This is a genomic window from Pseudomonas sp. SIMBA_067 (assembly GCF_046534675.1).
Taxonomy (GTDB): domain Bacteria; phylum Pseudomonadota; class Gammaproteobacteria; order Pseudomonadales; family Pseudomonadaceae; genus Aquipseudomonas; species Aquipseudomonas putida.
This window is the reverse complement of record NZ_JAWRYH010000003.1, coordinates 281,001-295,118: the sequence shown is the minus strand read 5'-3', so window position 1 is coordinate 295,118 and position 14,118 is coordinate 281,001. Positions and strand designations below refer to the sequence as shown.

Sequence of the window (14,118 nt, the reverse complement as noted above, 5' to 3'; positions counted from 1 at the left end):
TGCCAGGGGGCCCCAGGCGCGTTTTCATTTACAGTTGTACAAGCATCCCGTGCGAGGAGCCGCTACATGGGCGCAACCAACAGGTTAGCCTGCTATTCCGATCCCGCTGATCACTATTCTCATCGGGTACGCCTTGTGCTGGCCGAGAAGGGTGTCAGCGTGCAGGTCATCGATGTCGACCCCAGTCGCCTGCCGGCCAAGCTGGCCGAGGTAAATCCTTACGGCAGTGTGCCGACCTTGGTCGACCGTGACCTGGCGTTGTATGAGTCGACCGTGGTGATGGAATACCTCGAGGAGCGTTACCCGCACCCGCCGCTGATGCCGGTGTACCCGGTTGCACGGGGTAACAGCCGTTTGCTGATGCACCGCATCCAGCGCGACTGGTGTGCCCTGGCCGACACCGTGCTGGACTCGCGCAGCACCGAGGCAGCCCGTGTCGAGGCGCGCAAGGCCCTGCGCGAAAGCCTCACCGGCGTCTCGCCATTGTTCGGTGAGTACGCCTGTTTCATGAGTGAGGATCAAAGCCTGGTCGATTGTTGTCTATTGCCCATACTCTGGCGCTTGCCAGTGTTGGGTATCGAATTGCCGCGGCAAGCCAAGCCGCTGCTGGATTACATGGAGCGGCAGTTTGCCCGCGAGCCTTTCCTGGCGAGCCTGTCCTCCGTAGAACGTGAAATGCGCAAGCTTTAAGGAGCTGTTGATGAACTCCAGTCGCCCCTATCTGGTTCGAGCACTGTATGAGTGGATCGTCGACAACGATTGCACGCCCCATATGCTGGTCAATGCCGAATACCCGAAAGTGCAGGTGCCGGATGGTTTCGCCAGTGATGGCCAGATCGTCCTGAATATTTCGCCAAGTGCCGTGCGCAGTCTGCACATGGATAACGACGCGGTCAGCTTCGAGGGCCGCTTCAGTGGCGTGGCCCATTCGCTGTTTGTGCCGGTTGGCGCCATCCTGGGTATTTATGCCCGCGAAAATGGCCAGGGCATGGTCTTCGAGCTGGAGTCATCGATGGATGGCGACGAGCTGGAAGACGATGATGTACAGCCGGACGACGATGGCCCGCCAGAAGGTGGGGGCCAACCGCCGCGCCCAAGTGGTCGGCCAAGCCTGAAAGTGGTCAAGTAACAAAAAAGGCGATCCAACCGGATCGCCTTTTTCTTTGCCGACTTCGGGTTACAGGTCGCTGATAGTGCGTACCTGGTCCTTGTTGATGCGGGTGCGCTTGCCATCGAGTTGCTGGAACTCGTAGAAGCCTGCGTCGCGGTCGTACTTCGGTGCGTCGACAGCCTGGATTTCACGGCCATCGTTGAGGGTTATCAGGCTTGGGGTGGAGCAGCCGGCCAGGGTGGCGAAGGTGCCGATCAGCAGGGCAGGCAGCAGAAGCTTTTTCATGCGGTGTTTCCTGGGTTTCTGAAAGGTGGGGCATTGTTGTTGCTTGTACTGGCCCTTTCGCGGGTAAACCCGCGAAAGGGCCAGTACAGACAGCAATGAATCAGTCGATGTACTCGAACAGCTTGACGATCTTCTGCACGCCCGACACGCCCTGCACCACTGCGGTGGCCGAGTTGGCCTCCTTTTGTGTTACCAGGCCGAGCAGGTAGACGATACCGTTCTCGGTGATCACCTTGATGCGCGAGCTTGGCACGGCACTGTCACCCAGCATCTGGGTCTTGATCTTGGTGGTCAGCCAGGCGTCGTTGTTGCGTGCCAGGATGGAGGAGGGCTGCATCACCTGCAGCTCGTTGTGCACTTTCTTGACGCGCTGTACCTGGCCGGCGGTCTGCTCGGCGAGGCTCTTGAGGTCGGCGCGTGGGGTTTGGCCGGCCAGCAGGACGATGCCGTTGTAGCTGCTGACAACAATGTGCGAGCCCTTGTCCAGGTCAGGGCTGGCCTTGGAAATGTTCACCGAGGCCTTGGTCTCGATCAGCGAATCGTCGATCTTGCTGCCAATGGTGCGCGTACCGCGATCGTCTTCGATCGGCGAATTGCGGGTAGAGGTGAGTACCGAGCTGCAACCGGTGACGCTCAGGCACAGGGTCAGGGCCATCAGGCCGAGGCGCATAGGGGTCATTCTTCACTCCCGAACAGTTGGCTGTCGATCAGATCGCACAGGCAGTGGATCGCCAGCAGGTGGACTTCCTGGATGCGTGCGGTAACCGTCGAAGGTACGCGGATTTCCACGTCTTCGGGCAGCAGCAGTGAAGCCATGCCGCCGCCGTCGCGGCCAGTCAATGCTACGACAATCATTTCGCGGTCGTGTGCAGCCTGGATCGCCTGGATCACGTTGGCCGAATTGCCGCTGGTGGAGATCGCCAGCAGAACGTCGCCGGGCTGGCCCAGGGCGCGAATCTGCTTGGAAAAGACTTCGTTGTAGCTGTAGTCGTTGGCGATCGAGGTCAGGGTCGAGCTGTCGGTGGTCAGCGCGATGGCTGGCAGGCTCGGGCGCTCGCGCTCGAAACGGTTGAGCAGTTCCGACGAAAAGTGCTGGGCATCACCGGCCGAGCCGCCGTTGCCACAGGCGAGCATCTTGCCCTCGTTGAGCAGCGCATTGACCATGACCAGGCTGGCCTGCTCGATGTGCGGTGCCAGGATGTCCATTGCCTGTTGCTTGGTATCGATGCTGGCCTGGAACAGCCGGCGAATTCGGGATTGCATGTCCATCTGGTGACCTTAAGTGGGGCGGTGGCCTTTGCTGCGCGCATCAACGACCAGCCCGCGAAACATAGAGCAAAAAAAACGAAGTGGGTTCAGCATTCGAAGGCGTTTTTCAGCCATTGAAGCGGTTTGCCTGCATGGTGGCTGCCCTGCAGGGCGACTACGTCGAAGCGGCAGGGGTGGTTGCCCCAGTGGGGCGCCTTCTGCAGGTACAGGCTGGCGGCGAGCACCAGCCGTTTCTGCTTGCGCCCGTCGATGCTTTCGAGGGCGCCACCGAAGCACGCGTGCAACCGGTAGCGGACTTCGACGAATACTACTGTATCGGCGTCAAGCATGACCAGATCAAGCTCACCGCCTTTGCATCGCCAATTGCGCGCCAGCAGCTGCAGGCCCTGCCCTTGAAGGTACTCAAGGGCCTGGGTTTCAGCTGCTTGCCCGGCGCTGGTGGGCGACGCAGTTGCCATCAGCGTGCGGTGTCAGGCAGGCGCTTGACCTGGCCGCCGGCGAACTCGGCCCATGGCAGCTGGCGCTCGATACGCTGGTTGGCGTTGATGCTCAGGCTGCCCGAAAGGCCCTGGACGCGGTTGTCCGGCAGCGCTTTCAGCTGGCCCAGGCGCGGCGCCAGGCTGTAGGCATCGACGCCCATGGCGTACAGGCGGCCAAGGCTGCCAGCGGCCTGCGGCCATTGCTGTACCACCTGCTGGCGCAGGCTGTTGCTGGTGTCGAGCAGCCACGGCGTTTCGCAGAAGCGGATGCCGTTCATGTCGTTGTACTGGTTGACGTCACCGCTGGCGCTGTACAGGTTCGAGGTGGCGTATACCGGTACGTCACCGGCGTACTGGAAGTTCAGGGTCGGCTTGATCTGCTGGGCCTGTTGCGGGGTCGAGGCCAGGAAGATGAAATCGATATCCTGGCGGCGCGACGGTTGTGCGGCAATGCTGCCGCCTACCGTGCTTTGCAGGCTCTTGGCGCGGCCTTCGCTCTGGCGCAGCTGGAACAGGTCGGCGATCTGCTGGGCCAGGGCAACCGGCTGGGCGATGCGCTCGGCGGCGAGCAGGGTGCCGCCATTGCCTTCCCAGTCCTGGCGGAAGGCGGCCAGCACGCGGTCACCCCATTCGCCACTCGGCACCAGAGCCACGGCGCGGACCATGCCGTCGGCGCGGGCGCGGCGGGCTACTTCGCGCGCTTCGTCTTCGGCAGCCAGGCCGAACTGGAACAGTTGCGGCGGGGCCTTTTGACCGGCGTCGGCGTAATTCAGGGCCAGGGTGGTGATCGGCAGTTGTGGTTTGGCGGCGAGTTGTTTGACCAGTGGCTTTTCAAGCGGGCCGATGACCAGTTGCACGCCGGCGGCCTGGGCCTGGCTGTAGAAATCGTCGAGCGAGCCGATGCGCGAGCTGTCGAACACCTGCACCGCAGGCGCTGGCTGACCGGCTTGCTGGGCCTGGAAGTGGGCGGCCATGAAGCCGTCACGCAGGGCGCGGGCAACACCGGCCAGCGGGCCTTCCTGGGGCAGCAGCAGGGCAATCTTGGTCAGTGGCTGGCTGGCCAGTTCCTTGAGCTTGGTCAGTGCCTGCGGCAGTTGCTGGGCAGCAGGGTGGTCCGGGTGCTGTTTGACCCAGGTGTCGATGGCCGCTTGCTGCTGTTCCAGGGTGCCGGCGCTTTTCACGGCGAAGGCCAGGCTGGTCCAGCCGGCCAGGGTCTGGTCGTTGGCGGGCTGCTGCAGTTGTTCTGCCGGCAACGAGGCGACCAGGGCCCAGATAGCGTCATTGTTGGCGCTGGCAGCCTGGCCGCTGAGCAGCGGGGCCAGCAGCACGCGCTGTTGCGCGGCAGCCAGGGCCTGGCCGTCGGCTTCCAGGGCGGCGGCGTGCACGTTGTAGGTGCGCGCTTGCTGCTCTGCCGGCAGCTCGGCTACTCGTTGCAGGCTGGGGTGAGCCAGGGCGGTGAGGGCCGCCTTGGGCTGGTTGCGGCTCATGGCCAGCTCAGCCGCGAGGGTGCTGGCGAACACTTGCTGGGCCGGCTTGAGCGTGTCCAGCGGGACTTGCTCAAGAATGCGTGCGGCGCGTGGGAAATCCTTCTGCTTGTAGGCCAGGTCGGCCGCGCTCAGGCGCAGCAGTGCGGCGTCTTCCGCAGACTTGCTGGAAGCGGCCTTTTCGAGCAGTTGCTCGATGCTGGCGTCCGGGGTGCGCGGCAGTTCGCCCAGGCTGGATGAGGGCGAGCTGGCGCAAGCTGCCAGCAGGGCAGCGAGGCAGAGGGCTGTGAGCAGCCGCAGGCAAGCGATCATGTAAAGGTCCTGTTACTCGATCAAGTTGGCCGGCAATTGTACCCAAGCACTGGCCGGGGCGCGATGTTGCTGTGCTGATCCTTCACTATAGGTGGCTTGCAGCTGATCGCCGGCGAAGTTCTTTGCGCCCTGTTGCAGGCGCTCGGGCTACAATGGCGCCTTTGATCCGAATGACAGGTGTGCGCAGTGACTGATGTGGCAGGGGCTTCGAAATCCACGGTGGGGACGCTGTATGTGGTGGCAACCCCCATCGGCAACCTCGACGACATGAGCGCCCGGGCGCTGAAGGTGCTGGCGGATGTGGCGCTGATCGCTGCCGAAGACACCCGCCATTCGATCCGCCTGCTGCAACACTTTGGCATCGACACGCCGCTGGCGGCCTGTCATGAACACAACGAGCGTGACGAGGGCGGGCGTTTTCTCACCAAGCTGCTGGCTGGCGAGAACGTGGCGCTGGTTTCCGATGCCGGCACACCGCTGATTTCCGACCCGGGCTACCACCTGGTGCGCCAGGCGCGGGCTGCGGGGGTGAGCGTGGTGCCGGTGCCGGGCGCCTGCGCCTTGATCGCTGCACTGTCGGCGGCCGGCTTGCCGTCGGACCGCTTCATCTTCGAAGGCTTCCTGCCGGCCAAGCAGGCAGGGCGCCGGGCGCGCCTTGAGCAGGTGAAGGAAGAGCCGCGTACGCTGATCTTCTATGAAGCCCCGCACCGTATCCTCGAATGCCTTGAAGACATGGAGCTGGTATTTGGTGGCGAACGCCCGGCACTGCTGGCCCGTGAACTGACCAAGACCTTCGAGACCCTCAAGGGCCTGCCGCTGGCCGAACTGCGCGCGTTCGTTGCTGGCGACAGCAACCAGCAGCGCGGTGAATGCGTAGTACTGGTGGGCGGCTGGAGCGCGCCGGAAGGCGAGCAGGCCATCAGTGGCGAGGCCCAGCGAGTGCTCGACCTGCTATTGGCCGAGTTGCCACTGAAGCGGGCGGCGGCGCTGGCGGCGGAAATTACCGGGGTGCGCAAGAACCTTTTGTATCAACTTGCCCTGGAAAAGCAGAAAGCCGAATAGTGGCAGTTTGATATAAATGCCGGTATTGCTTGTTCTTGTGCGCGCGTGCCGGTAACCTTGGCGGCGGAGAGTCGATCGGACAGTCGCTGCCTGTTTTCGTTCCGCAACTTTTTGTTGTGTGAGCAGCAGGGGGAGGAAAGTCCGGGCTCCATAGGGCAGAGTGCCAGGTAACGCCTGGGAGGCGCGAGCCTACGGAAAGTGCCACAGAAAATAACCGCCTAAGCACTTCGGTGCCGGTAAGGGTGAAAAGGTGCGGTAAGAGCGCACCGCACGGCTGGCAACAGTTCGTGGCTAGGTAAACCCCACTCGGAGCAAGACCAAATAGGGTTCCATCAGGCGTGGCCCGCGTCGGAACCGGGTAGGTTGCTAGAGGCGTCCAGTGATGGCCGTCGTAGAGGAATGACTGTCCTCGACAAAACCCGGCTTACAGATCGACTCTCCACCTTTTCCTCCCCTGCTTGATTCGATAGCAGATCCTCTCTGGTAATACCGAAAAAATCTTACTCTTCATAAATCACTTTAACTTCGAACTCCATTTGCTTGCGTGGGTTTGATTTTTCTCGTGTTTTTTTCTCCTTGGTAATCGTTCCACATTCCCTTATCGCGCTAAATCTCGGTCCTGTAAGGCTTTTCCTTATGAACGTGCCTTGACGGTGCTGCGGGCGGATTCCTATAGTGTGCGCAAGTGGCAGAAAGTGGGATGAAGTGGGTTTTCTGGCACAAAAAAGCTAATATTGTGGGGAATCGCAGCCGTGTTCCGCGGAGCCAACGCCGTCAGCCTCGATGCCAAGGGACGTCTCGCCATGCCGAGCCGGTACCGTGACGAGCTCGATTCGCGTTGCAATGGCCAGCTGATCGTGACCATTGACGCCGTTGACCCCTGCTTGTGCGTATACCCCCTCGATGAGTGGGAACAGATAGAAGCCAAGTTGCGAGCCTTGCCATCGTTGCGTGAGGAAAACCGCCGTCTGCAGCGTTTGCTGATCGGTAATGCGGTTGACCTGGAGCTCGATGGCAGTGGGCGTTTCCTGGTGCCGCCCCGCCTGCGTGAGTACGCCAAGCTCGACAAGAAGGCGATGCTGGTGGGGCAACTGAACAAATTCCAGCTGTGGGATGAAGATGCCTGGAACACGGTTTCGGCAGCCGACCTTGCAGCTATTCAACAACCGGGCGCCATGCCCGACGAATTGCGTGACCTGATCCTGTGACCATAGATAGCGGCTTCAACCACATTACCGTCCTGCTCGACGAAGCTGTCGAGGCATTGGCCCTGCGCGCCGACGGTTGCTATCTGGACGGCACCTTCGGCCGTGGCGGACACAGCCGGCTGATTCTCAGCAAGCTCGGGCCGCAAGGGCGGCTGCTGGGCTTCGACAAAGATCCACAGGCGATTGCCACGGGGCAAGCGCTGGCGGCCGAAGACGGCCGCTTTGTCATTGTGCAGCGCAGCTTTGCCGAGCTGGGCGCGGAAGTGGCCGAGCGCGGCCTGCACGGCAAGGTCAGCGGTGTGCTGCTGGACCTGGGCGTGTCCTCGCCGCAACTGGATGACCCCGAGCGTGGTTTCAGCTTCCTCAATGATGGCCCGCTGGACATGCGCATGAACCCGGACCAGGGCATCAGTGCCGCCGAGTTCATCGCCACGGCGCCTGTCGAAGAAATTGCCCGCGTCTTCAAGGAGTACGGTGAAGAGCGCTTCTCCGGCCGCATGGCGCGTGCCGTGGTCGAGCGCCGCGAAAAGGAGCCGTTCACCCGCACTGCCGACCTGGCTGAAGTGCTGAAGGTTGCCAACCCTGCCTGGGAAAAAGGCAAGAACCCGGCTACCCGTGCCTTCCAGGGGCTGCGGATCCATGTCAACAACGAACTGGGTGACCTGGAGGCTGGCCTTGAGGCCGCACTCGATGCGCTCGAGGTCGGTGGTCGCCTGGCAGTGATCAGTTTCCACTCTCTCGAGGACCGTATCGTCAAGCTGTTCATGCGCAAGCTGGTCAAGGGCGAGGCCGACAACCTGCCCCGTAACCTGCCGGTACAGCACAAGGTCTTCGAGCCGAAAATCAAGCTCATCGGCAAGGCCCAGTTCGCCTCCGAAGCCGAGCTCAAGGCCAACCCGCGGTCGCGTAGCGCCGTGATGCGTGTGGCGGAGAAGCTGCGGTGAGCAGGCTTTTCGCCAAGCCATTGCCAGGCGGAAGCTTCCTGATGCTTCTGCTGTTTGTCGGCGTGCTGGTTTCGGCCGTCGCCGTGTCCTACAGCGCGCACTGGAACCGTCAGTTGCTCAACACCCTTTACGGGGAGTTGAACGAGCGTGACAAGGCCCAGGCCGAGTGGGGCCGGCTGATTCTGGAACAGAGCACCTGGACCGCCGCCAGCCGTATCGAAAACCTGGCTTCCGAGCAGTTGAAGATGCGCGTGCCTTCGGCTGACGAAGTGCGGATGGTGGCGCCATGATGAAGCTCGAAGGCGCACTCTACCCGTGGCGCTTCCGCGTGGTGATCGGCTTGCTGGCAATCATGGTGGGTGCCATCTGCTGGCGCATCATCGACCTGCAGGTGGTCGACCGTGACTTCCTCAAGGGGCAGGGCGATGCGCGCAGCCTGCGTCATATTCCTATCCCGGCGCACCGCGGCCTGATTACCGACCGCAACGGTGAGCCATTGGCCGTGAGTACCCCGGTCACTACCCTGTGGGCCAACCCCAAGGAAATGCAGGCGTCCAAAGACCGCTGGCCACAGCTGGCTGCAGCGTTGGGGCAAAACCCGCAGCAACTGGTCGAGCGCCTGACCGCGCAGGCCAGCAAGGAGTTCATCTACCTGGTCCGCGGCCTGACCCCGGAGCAGGGCCAGCACGTACTCGACCTGAAGGTGCCAGGTGTATACGGCCTGGAAGAATTCCGCCGCTTCTATCCGGCCGGTGATGTCACTGCGCACATGGTTGGTTTCACCGACCTCGACGACCACGGTCGTGAAGGGGTGGAACTGGCCTATGACGAGTGGCTGGCCGGCGTGCCCGGCAAGCGCCAGGTGATCAAGGACCGGCGTGGCAGGCTGATCAAGGACATCCAGGTAACCAAGAACGCCAAGGCCGGCAAGACCTTGGCGTTGTCGATAGACCTGCGCCTGCAATACCTGGCTACCCGCGAGCTGCGCAACGCCATTGCCGAACAGGACGCCAAGGCCGGCAGCCTGGTGATCATGGACGTCAAGACCGGTGAAGTTCTGGCCATGGTCAACCAGCCAACCTACAACCCGAACAACCGCCGCAGCATGTTCCCGGCAGCGATGCGCAACCGGGCGATCATCGACGTGTTCGAGCCCGGTTCCACGGTCAAGCCGATTTCCATGAGTGCGGCACTGCAAAGCGGCCGCTGGAAGCCGACCGACAAGGTCGAGGTTTACCCGGGCAGCCTGCAGATCGGCCGCTACACCATCAAGGATGTGTCGCGCAGCGAGGGCCCGATCCTCGACCTGACCGGCATCCTGATCAACTCCAGTAACGTCGGCATGAGCAAGATCGCCTTCGACATCGGCGGCGAGGCCATCTACCGGGTTATGTCCCAGGTCGGCCTGGGCCAGTACACCGGCCTTGGTTTCCCGGGGGAGCGTGTCGGTAACCTGCCTAACCACCGCGAGTGGCGCAAGGCCGAGACCGCGACCCTTTCCTATGGCTACGGCCTGTCGGTGACCGCCCTGCAACTGGTGCATGCCTACGCGGCGCTGGCCAACGACGGCAAGATGGTGCCGCTGTCGATCATCAAGGTGGACAAGGCGCCGGAAGCCGTGCAGGCCATTCCGAAAGAAACCGCCGAAACCGTTCAGGGCATGCTGCAGCAGGTGATTGAAGCGCCGCGTGGCGTGTTCCGTGCCCAGGTGCCGTTCTATCACGTGGCCGGCAAGTCCGGTACCGCGCGTAAAGCCACCGTGGGTTCCAAGGGTTACACCGAAAACGCCTACCGCTCGCTGTTTGCAGGCTTCGGGCCAATGAGTGACCCGCGCTACGCCATCGTCGTGGTCATCGACGAGCCGGGCAAGGGTGGTTATTTCGGTGGCCTGGTTTCGGCGCCGGTCTTCAGCAAGGTCATGTCCGGCACCCTGCGTTTGATGAACGTGCCGCCAGACAACCTGCCGCCACCAGCACCCGCCGAACAGTCGCAAGTCAATGCAGCAGCCGCCAAGGGAGGGCGTGGATGATGACAATGCCATTAAGCAAACTTTTCGCTCACGCCAGCCGCGACCCGCTGATTCGTGAACTGACCCTGGACAGCCGCAATGTGCGCCCGGGCGATCTGTTCCTGGCCGTGCCGGGTGCCAAGGTCGATGGCCGCGAGCATATCGCCGATGCCTTGGCCCGTGGCGCTGCCGCCGTGGCCTATGAAGAGCATGGCGCCAACGTTCTGCCGTTGACCGATGTGCCGCTGATTCCGGTCAAGGGCCTGATCGCGCAGCTGTCGGACATCGCCGGGCGCTTCTATGGCGAGCCCAGCCGCCAGCTGAACCTGGTGGGCGTGACCGGTACCAACGGCAAGACCAGCGTCACCCAGTTGGTAGCCCAGGCGCTTGATGTGCTTGGCCAGCGCTGCGGCCTTATTGGCACTTTGGGTACCGGTTTCTACGGTGACCTGCAAAGTGGTCGGCTTACCACGCCAGACCCGATTGCCGTGCAGTCGACCCTTTACGACCTGAAAAAGCAGGGCGCCAAGGCCGTGGCCATGGAGGTTTCCTCCCACGCCCTGGAGCAGGGGCGTGTCGCCGCATTGGCGTTCGACATCGCGGTCATGACCAACCTGTCCCGTGATCACCTGGACTACCACGGCAGCATGCAAGCCTATGAGGCGGCCAAGGCCAAGCTGTTCGCCTGGCCGAACCTGCGTTGCCAGGTGGTCAACCTGGATGACGACTTTGGTCGTCGCCTGGCCGAAGACTTTGCTTGCCGCCCGAGTGTCGACCTTGTCGAGACCCGGCTGCTCAGCTACAGCCTGGAAAACCCGGAAGCCTCGCTGTTCTGCCGCGAAGCCGTGTTCACTGACGATGGCGTGCGCGCCACGCTGGTCACCGCCCAGGGTGAGCGCACCCTGCGCAGCCAGCTGCTGGGCCGCTTCAACCTGAGCAACATGCTGGCCGCCGTGGCAACCCTGCTGGCGCTGGATTACGCGCTGGACGAAATCCTGGAGGTCACCCCGCGACTGCAAGGGCCGGTAGGCCGCATGCAGCGCTTGGGTGGCGGCCAAAAGCCGCTGGTGGTGGTCGACTACGCACACACCCCGGACGCCCTGGAAAAAGTCCTTGAAGCCCTGCGCCCGCATGCTCACGGCAAGCTGTTGTGCCTGTTCGGCTGCGGCGGCGACCGTGACCGCGGCAAGCGCCCTTTGATGGCTGAAGTCGCCGAGCGCCTGGCCGACCGCGTGTTGGTCACCGACGACAACCCGCGCACGGAAGACCCGCTGCGCATCTTCGATGACATCCGCCCCGGTTTCACCAAGCCTGACGACGTCGAGTTCGTCGCCGGCCGTGGCGAAGCCATTGCGCACCTGATCGCCTCAGCCGCTGCCAACGATGTGATCGTGCTGGCCGGGAAGGGGCATGAGGATTACCAGGAGATCAATGGCGAGCGCCATGACTTCTCCGACCTGATCGAAGCCGAGAAGGCCCTTGAAGCCTGGGAGGCTCCACATGCTTAAGCCGATGACACTCAGCCAGCTGACCACAGCACTGAGTGGTCAACAAGTCGGTGCCGACGCCACCTTCACCGGCGTCAGCATCGACAGCCGCAGCGTCAGCACCGGGCAGCTGTTCGTCGCCTTGGCCGGCCCACGTTTCGATGGCCATGACTACCTGGCTGACGTTAAAGCCAAGGGCGCGGTTGCTGCGCTGGTCGAGCGTGAAGTGGCCGGTGTCGACCTGCCCCAACTGCTGGTCAAGGATTGCCGGGTAGCACTGGGTCAGCTCGGTGCCCTGAACCGCGCTGCTTTCGACAAGCCCGTAGTGGCCATTACCGGTTCCAGTGGCAAGACCACGGTGAAGGAAATGCTTGCCAGCATCCTGCGCACCCGTGGCCTGGTGCACGCCACCCGCGGCAACCTGAACAATGACCTCGGCGCACCGCTGACCCTGCTGGAAATCGCCCCGGAGCACAGCGTTGCGGTGATCGAGCTGGGTGCGTCGCGCATTGGTGAAATTCGCTACACCGTCGGCCTTACCCGGCCACAGGTGGTCATTATCAACAACGCCGGTACCGCCCATGTCGGCGAGTTCGGCGGCCCAGAAAAAATCGTCGAAGCCAAGGGCGAAATCCTCGAAGGCCTGGGCGAGGGCGGTACGGCCATTCTGAATCTGGACGACAAGGCTTTCGATACCTGGAAAGCCCGTGCCGGTGCGCACAAGGTCATCAGTTTCGCCCGCAGCGATATCAAGGCTGACTTCTACGCCAGCGACATTGGTCGCGATGCCCGTGGCTGCCCGTCGTTCACGCTGCATGGCGCCGGTGACTCGGTGGCTGTGCAACTCAACGTGCTGGGTGAGCACAACGTCAGCAACGCCCTGGCCGCCGCAGCCGCGGCCCATGCCGTTGGTCTGAGCCTGAGCGGCATCGCCGCCGGCCTGAATGCCGTGCAGCCGGTCAAGGGCCGCACCGTGGCGCAGATCGCGCCTAACGGCGTGCGGGTGATCGATGACAGTTACAACGCAAATCCCACCTCCATGTGCGCAGCCATTGATATACTCGCCGGCTTTTCCGGACGCACCGTCCTGGTGCTTGGGGATATCGGCGAATTAGGGCAATGGGCGGAAGAAGGCCACCGTCAGGTGGGTGACTACGCGCGTGGCAAGGTCGACGCCCTGTACGCAGTGGGTTCCAACATGACACATGCGGTCAAGGCGTTCGGCGCCAATGGCCGTCATTTCGCTACTCAAGCTGAGCTGATCGACGCGGTTAGCGCCGAAAATGCCAGCGATACCACTATCTTGATCAAGGGCTCGCGCAGCGCTGCGATGGAAAACGTCGTGGCGGCATTGTGCGGTGCCAGCGGGGAGAAACATTAATGCTGCTGCTGTTGGCCGAGTATCTGCAACAGTTCCACAAAGGCTTCGCGGTCTTCCAGTACCTGTCCCTGCGCGGGATCCTTGGTGTACTGACCGCGTTGTCCCTGGCGCTGTGGCTGGGGCCGTGGATGATCCGTACCCTGCAAATTCGCCAGATCGGCCAGGCCGTGCGTAACGACGGCCCGCAATCGCACCTGTCCAAGTCCGGCACCCCGACCATGGGTGGTGCTCTGATCCTGTCGGCCATCGCCATCAGCACACTGCTGTGGGCTGATCTGTCCAACCGCTATGTGTGGGTGGTGCTGATCGTTACCCTGGCATTCGGCGCGATCGGCTGGGTTGACGACTACCGCAAGGTGATCGAAAAGAACTCCCGTGGGCTGCCAAGCCGCTGGAAGTACTTCTGGCAGTCGGTGTTCGGCCTGGCTGCAGCCGTGTTCCTGTACAAGACCGCGCCGACCAGCGTCGAGACCACGCTGATCCTGCCGTTCATCAAGGATGTCACCATCCCGCTGGGCGTCGGCTTCGTCGTATTGACCTACTTCGTCATTGTCGGCTCCAGCAACGCGGTCAACCTTACCGATGGCCTCGACGGCCTGGCAATCATGCCGACGGTGATGGTCGGCGGCGCCCTGGGCATCTTCTGCTACCTGTCGGGTAACGTGAAGTTCGCCGAATACCTGCTGATCCCTTACGTACCGGGCTCGGGCGAGCTGATCGTGTTCTGCGGCGCGCTGATCGGTGCCGGCCTGGGCTTCCTGTGGTTCAACACCTACCCGGCACAAGTCTTCATGGGTGACGTCGGCGCGCTGGCGCTGGGCGCCGCGCTGGGCACCATCGCCGTGATCGTCCGCCAGGAAATCGTGCTGTTCATCATGGGCGGCATCTTCGTGGTGGAAACCTTGTCGGTGGTGATCCAGGTCGCCTCCTTCAAGCTGACCGGCAAGCGCGTGTTCCGCATGGCGCCGATCCACCACCATTTTGAACTCAAGGGCTGGCCAGAGCCTCGGGTGATCGTCCGCTTCTGGATCATCACCGTGATTCTGGTGCTGATTGGCCTTGCAACCCTGAAACTGAGGTAGATGAGC

Annotated in this window: 15 protein-coding genes and 1 other RNA gene; 11 read left to right on the top strand and 5 right to left on the bottom strand. The window is 62.6% G+C overall.

Annotation, left to right across the window (positions count from 1 at the left end; all coding sequences use genetic code 11):
* The first annotated feature begins 66 nt into the window (after positions 1–66).
* Positions 67–690, top strand: a complete 624-nt coding sequence (locus SB765_RS09785) for a glutathione S-transferase N-terminal domain-containing protein (protein WP_016498035.1) — start codon at positions 67–69, stop codon at positions 688–690.
* 10 nt (positions 691–700) lie between these two features.
* The gene (locus SB765_RS09780; RefSeq protein ID WP_258653920.1) at positions 701–1,129 is read left to right on the top strand and encodes a ClpXP protease specificity-enhancing factor; all 429 of its coding nucleotides are present in this window, start codon (positions 701–703) and stop codon (positions 1,127–1,129) included.
* 48 nt (positions 1,130–1,177) lie between these two features.
* Here the strand turns inward: SB765_RS09780 and SB765_RS09775 are convergent, their stop codons facing one another.
* From SB765_RS09775 to SB765_RS09755, 5 genes are all read right to left on the bottom strand, one after another.
* On the bottom strand, positions 1,178–1,396 hold the full coding sequence (locus SB765_RS09775; protein WP_016488976.1) for a YgdI/YgdR family lipoprotein: 219 nt from the start codon (positions 1,394–1,396) through the stop codon (positions 1,178–1,180).
* 100 nt (positions 1,397–1,496) lie between these two features.
* Entirely contained in the window at positions 1,497–2,075 is a 579-nt protein-coding gene (locus SB765_RS09770; protein WP_016498037.1) for a BON domain-containing protein, read from the bottom strand.
* Positions 2,072–2,665, bottom strand: coding sequence for a phosphoheptose isomerase (locus SB765_RS09765; RefSeq protein ID WP_012274070.1), 594 nt, complete (start codon positions 2,663–2,665; stop codon positions 2,072–2,074). The genes SB765_RS09770 and SB765_RS09765 overlap by 4 nt, the downstream gene beginning before the upstream one ends.
* A gap of 86 nt (positions 2,666–2,751) precedes the next feature.
* Positions 2,752–3,123, bottom strand: coding sequence for a YraN family protein (locus tag SB765_RS09760; RefSeq protein WP_341796717.1), 372 nt, complete (start codon positions 3,121–3,123; stop codon positions 2,752–2,754).
* Positions 3,123–4,940, bottom strand: coding sequence for a penicillin-binding protein activator (locus SB765_RS09755; protein ID WP_341796716.1), 1,818 nt, complete (start codon positions 4,938–4,940; stop codon positions 3,123–3,125). The genes SB765_RS09760 and SB765_RS09755 overlap by 1 nt, the downstream gene beginning before the upstream one ends.
* A gap of 186 nt (positions 4,941–5,126) precedes the next feature.
* On the opposite strand from SB765_RS09755, the gene rsmI reads away from it, so the two are divergent.
* The 9 genes from rsmI to mraY all read left to right on the top strand — a co-directional run bounded on the left by rsmI (position 5,127) and on the right by mraY (position 14,112).
* Positions 5,127–6,002 carry a 16S rRNA (cytidine(1402)-2'-O)-methyltransferase gene (rsmI, locus tag SB765_RS09750; protein ID WP_341796715.1) on the top strand — a complete coding sequence of 292 codons (876 nt, stop codon included), beginning with the start codon at positions 5,127–5,129 and terminating at the stop codon, positions 6,000–6,002.
* A 67-nt stretch (positions 6,003–6,069) separates the two neighbouring features.
* Positions 6,070–6,445: RNase P RNA component class A (gene rnpB / locus SB765_RS09745), an RNA gene on the top strand.
* A gap of 309 nt (positions 6,446–6,754) precedes the next feature.
* Positions 6,755–7,210 (top strand): division/cell wall cluster transcriptional repressor MraZ, encoded by a 456-nt coding sequence (mraZ, locus tag SB765_RS09740; protein ID WP_019439042.1) that lies wholly within the window; start codon positions 6,755–6,757, stop codon positions 7,208–7,210.
* Positions 7,207–8,154 (top strand): 16S rRNA (cytosine(1402)-N(4))-methyltransferase RsmH, encoded by a 948-nt coding sequence (rsmH, locus tag SB765_RS09735; protein WP_016488970.1) that lies wholly within the window; start codon positions 7,207–7,209, stop codon positions 8,152–8,154. Before mraZ ends, rsmH begins: the two co-directional genes overlap by 4 nt.
* Positions 8,151–8,444: a cell division protein FtsL gene (gene ftsL, locus SB765_RS09730; protein ID WP_063422309.1), complete on the top strand. Its 294-nt coding sequence runs from the start codon at positions 8,151–8,153 to the stop codon at positions 8,442–8,444. Before rsmH ends, ftsL begins: the two co-directional genes overlap by 4 nt.
* Positions 8,444–10,183 (top strand): peptidoglycan D,D-transpeptidase FtsI family protein, encoded by a 1,740-nt coding sequence (locus SB765_RS09725; protein ID WP_162471779.1) that lies wholly within the window; start codon positions 8,444–8,446, stop codon positions 10,181–10,183. Before ftsL ends, SB765_RS09725 begins: the two co-directional genes overlap by 1 nt.
* Positions 10,180–11,670, top strand: coding sequence for a UDP-N-acetylmuramoyl-L-alanyl-D-glutamate--2,6-diaminopimelate ligase (locus tag SB765_RS09720; protein ID WP_410910906.1), 1,491 nt, complete (start codon positions 10,180–10,182; stop codon positions 11,668–11,670). The genes SB765_RS09725 and SB765_RS09720 overlap by 4 nt, the downstream gene beginning before the upstream one ends.
* Positions 11,663–13,030 carry a UDP-N-acetylmuramoyl-tripeptide--D-alanyl-D-alanine ligase gene (locus SB765_RS09715; RefSeq protein ID WP_341796713.1) on the top strand — a complete coding sequence of 456 codons (1,368 nt, stop codon included), beginning with the start codon at positions 11,663–11,665 and terminating at the stop codon, positions 13,028–13,030. The genes SB765_RS09720 and SB765_RS09715 overlap by 8 nt, the downstream gene beginning before the upstream one ends.
* A complete protein-coding gene (gene mraY / locus SB765_RS09710) occupies positions 13,030–14,112 on the top strand; it encodes a phospho-N-acetylmuramoyl-pentapeptide-transferase (RefSeq protein ID WP_016498046.1) in 1,083 nt (360 codons plus the stop codon). The genes SB765_RS09715 and mraY overlap by 1 nt, the downstream gene beginning before the upstream one ends.
* Positions 14,113–14,118: the final 6 nt, after the last annotated feature.

What these genes read in the sequence shown, in the direction of transcription:
- SB765_RS09755 (WP_341796716.1), bottom strand. Translation starts at nt 4,940, where the DNA reads ATGATCGCTTGCCTGCGGCTGCTCACAGCCCTCTGCCTCGCTGCCCTG.
- SB765_RS09725 (WP_162471779.1), top strand. Translation starts at nt 8,444, where the DNA reads ATGAAGCTCGAAGGCGCACTCTACCCGTGGCGCTTCCGCGTGGTGATC.
- SB765_RS09760 (WP_341796717.1), bottom strand. Translation starts at nt 3,123, where the DNA reads ATGGCAACTGCGTCGCCCACCAGCGCCGGGCAAGCAGCTGAAACCCAG.
- SB765_RS09720 (WP_410910906.1), top strand. Translation starts at nt 10,180, where the DNA reads ATGATGACAATGCCATTAAGCAAACTTTTCGCTCACGCCAGCCGCGAC.
- SB765_RS09715 (WP_341796713.1), top strand. Translation starts at nt 11,663, where the DNA reads ATGCTTAAGCCGATGACACTCAGCCAGCTGACCACAGCACTGAGTGGT.
- mraY (WP_016498046.1), top strand. Translation starts at nt 13,030, where the DNA reads ATGCTGCTGCTGTTGGCCGAGTATCTGCAACAGTTCCACAAAGGCTTC.
- SB765_RS09780 (WP_258653920.1), top strand. Translation starts at nt 701, where the DNA reads ATGAACTCCAGTCGCCCCTATCTGGTTCGAGCACTGTATGAGTGGATC.
- SB765_RS09775 (WP_016488976.1), bottom strand. Translation starts at nt 1,396, where the DNA reads ATGAAAAAGCTTCTGCTGCCTGCCCTGCTGATCGGCACCTTCGCCACC.
- SB765_RS09770 (WP_016498037.1), bottom strand. Translation starts at nt 2,075, where the DNA reads ATGACCCCTATGCGCCTCGGCCTGATGGCCCTGACCCTGTGCCTGAGC.
- SB765_RS09765 (WP_012274070.1), bottom strand. Translation starts at nt 2,665, where the DNA reads ATGGACATGCAATCCCGAATTCGCCGGCTGTTCCAGGCCAGCATCGAT.
- SB765_RS09785 (WP_016498035.1), top strand. Translation starts at nt 67, where the DNA reads ATGGGCGCAACCAACAGGTTAGCCTGCTATTCCGATCCCGCTGATCAC.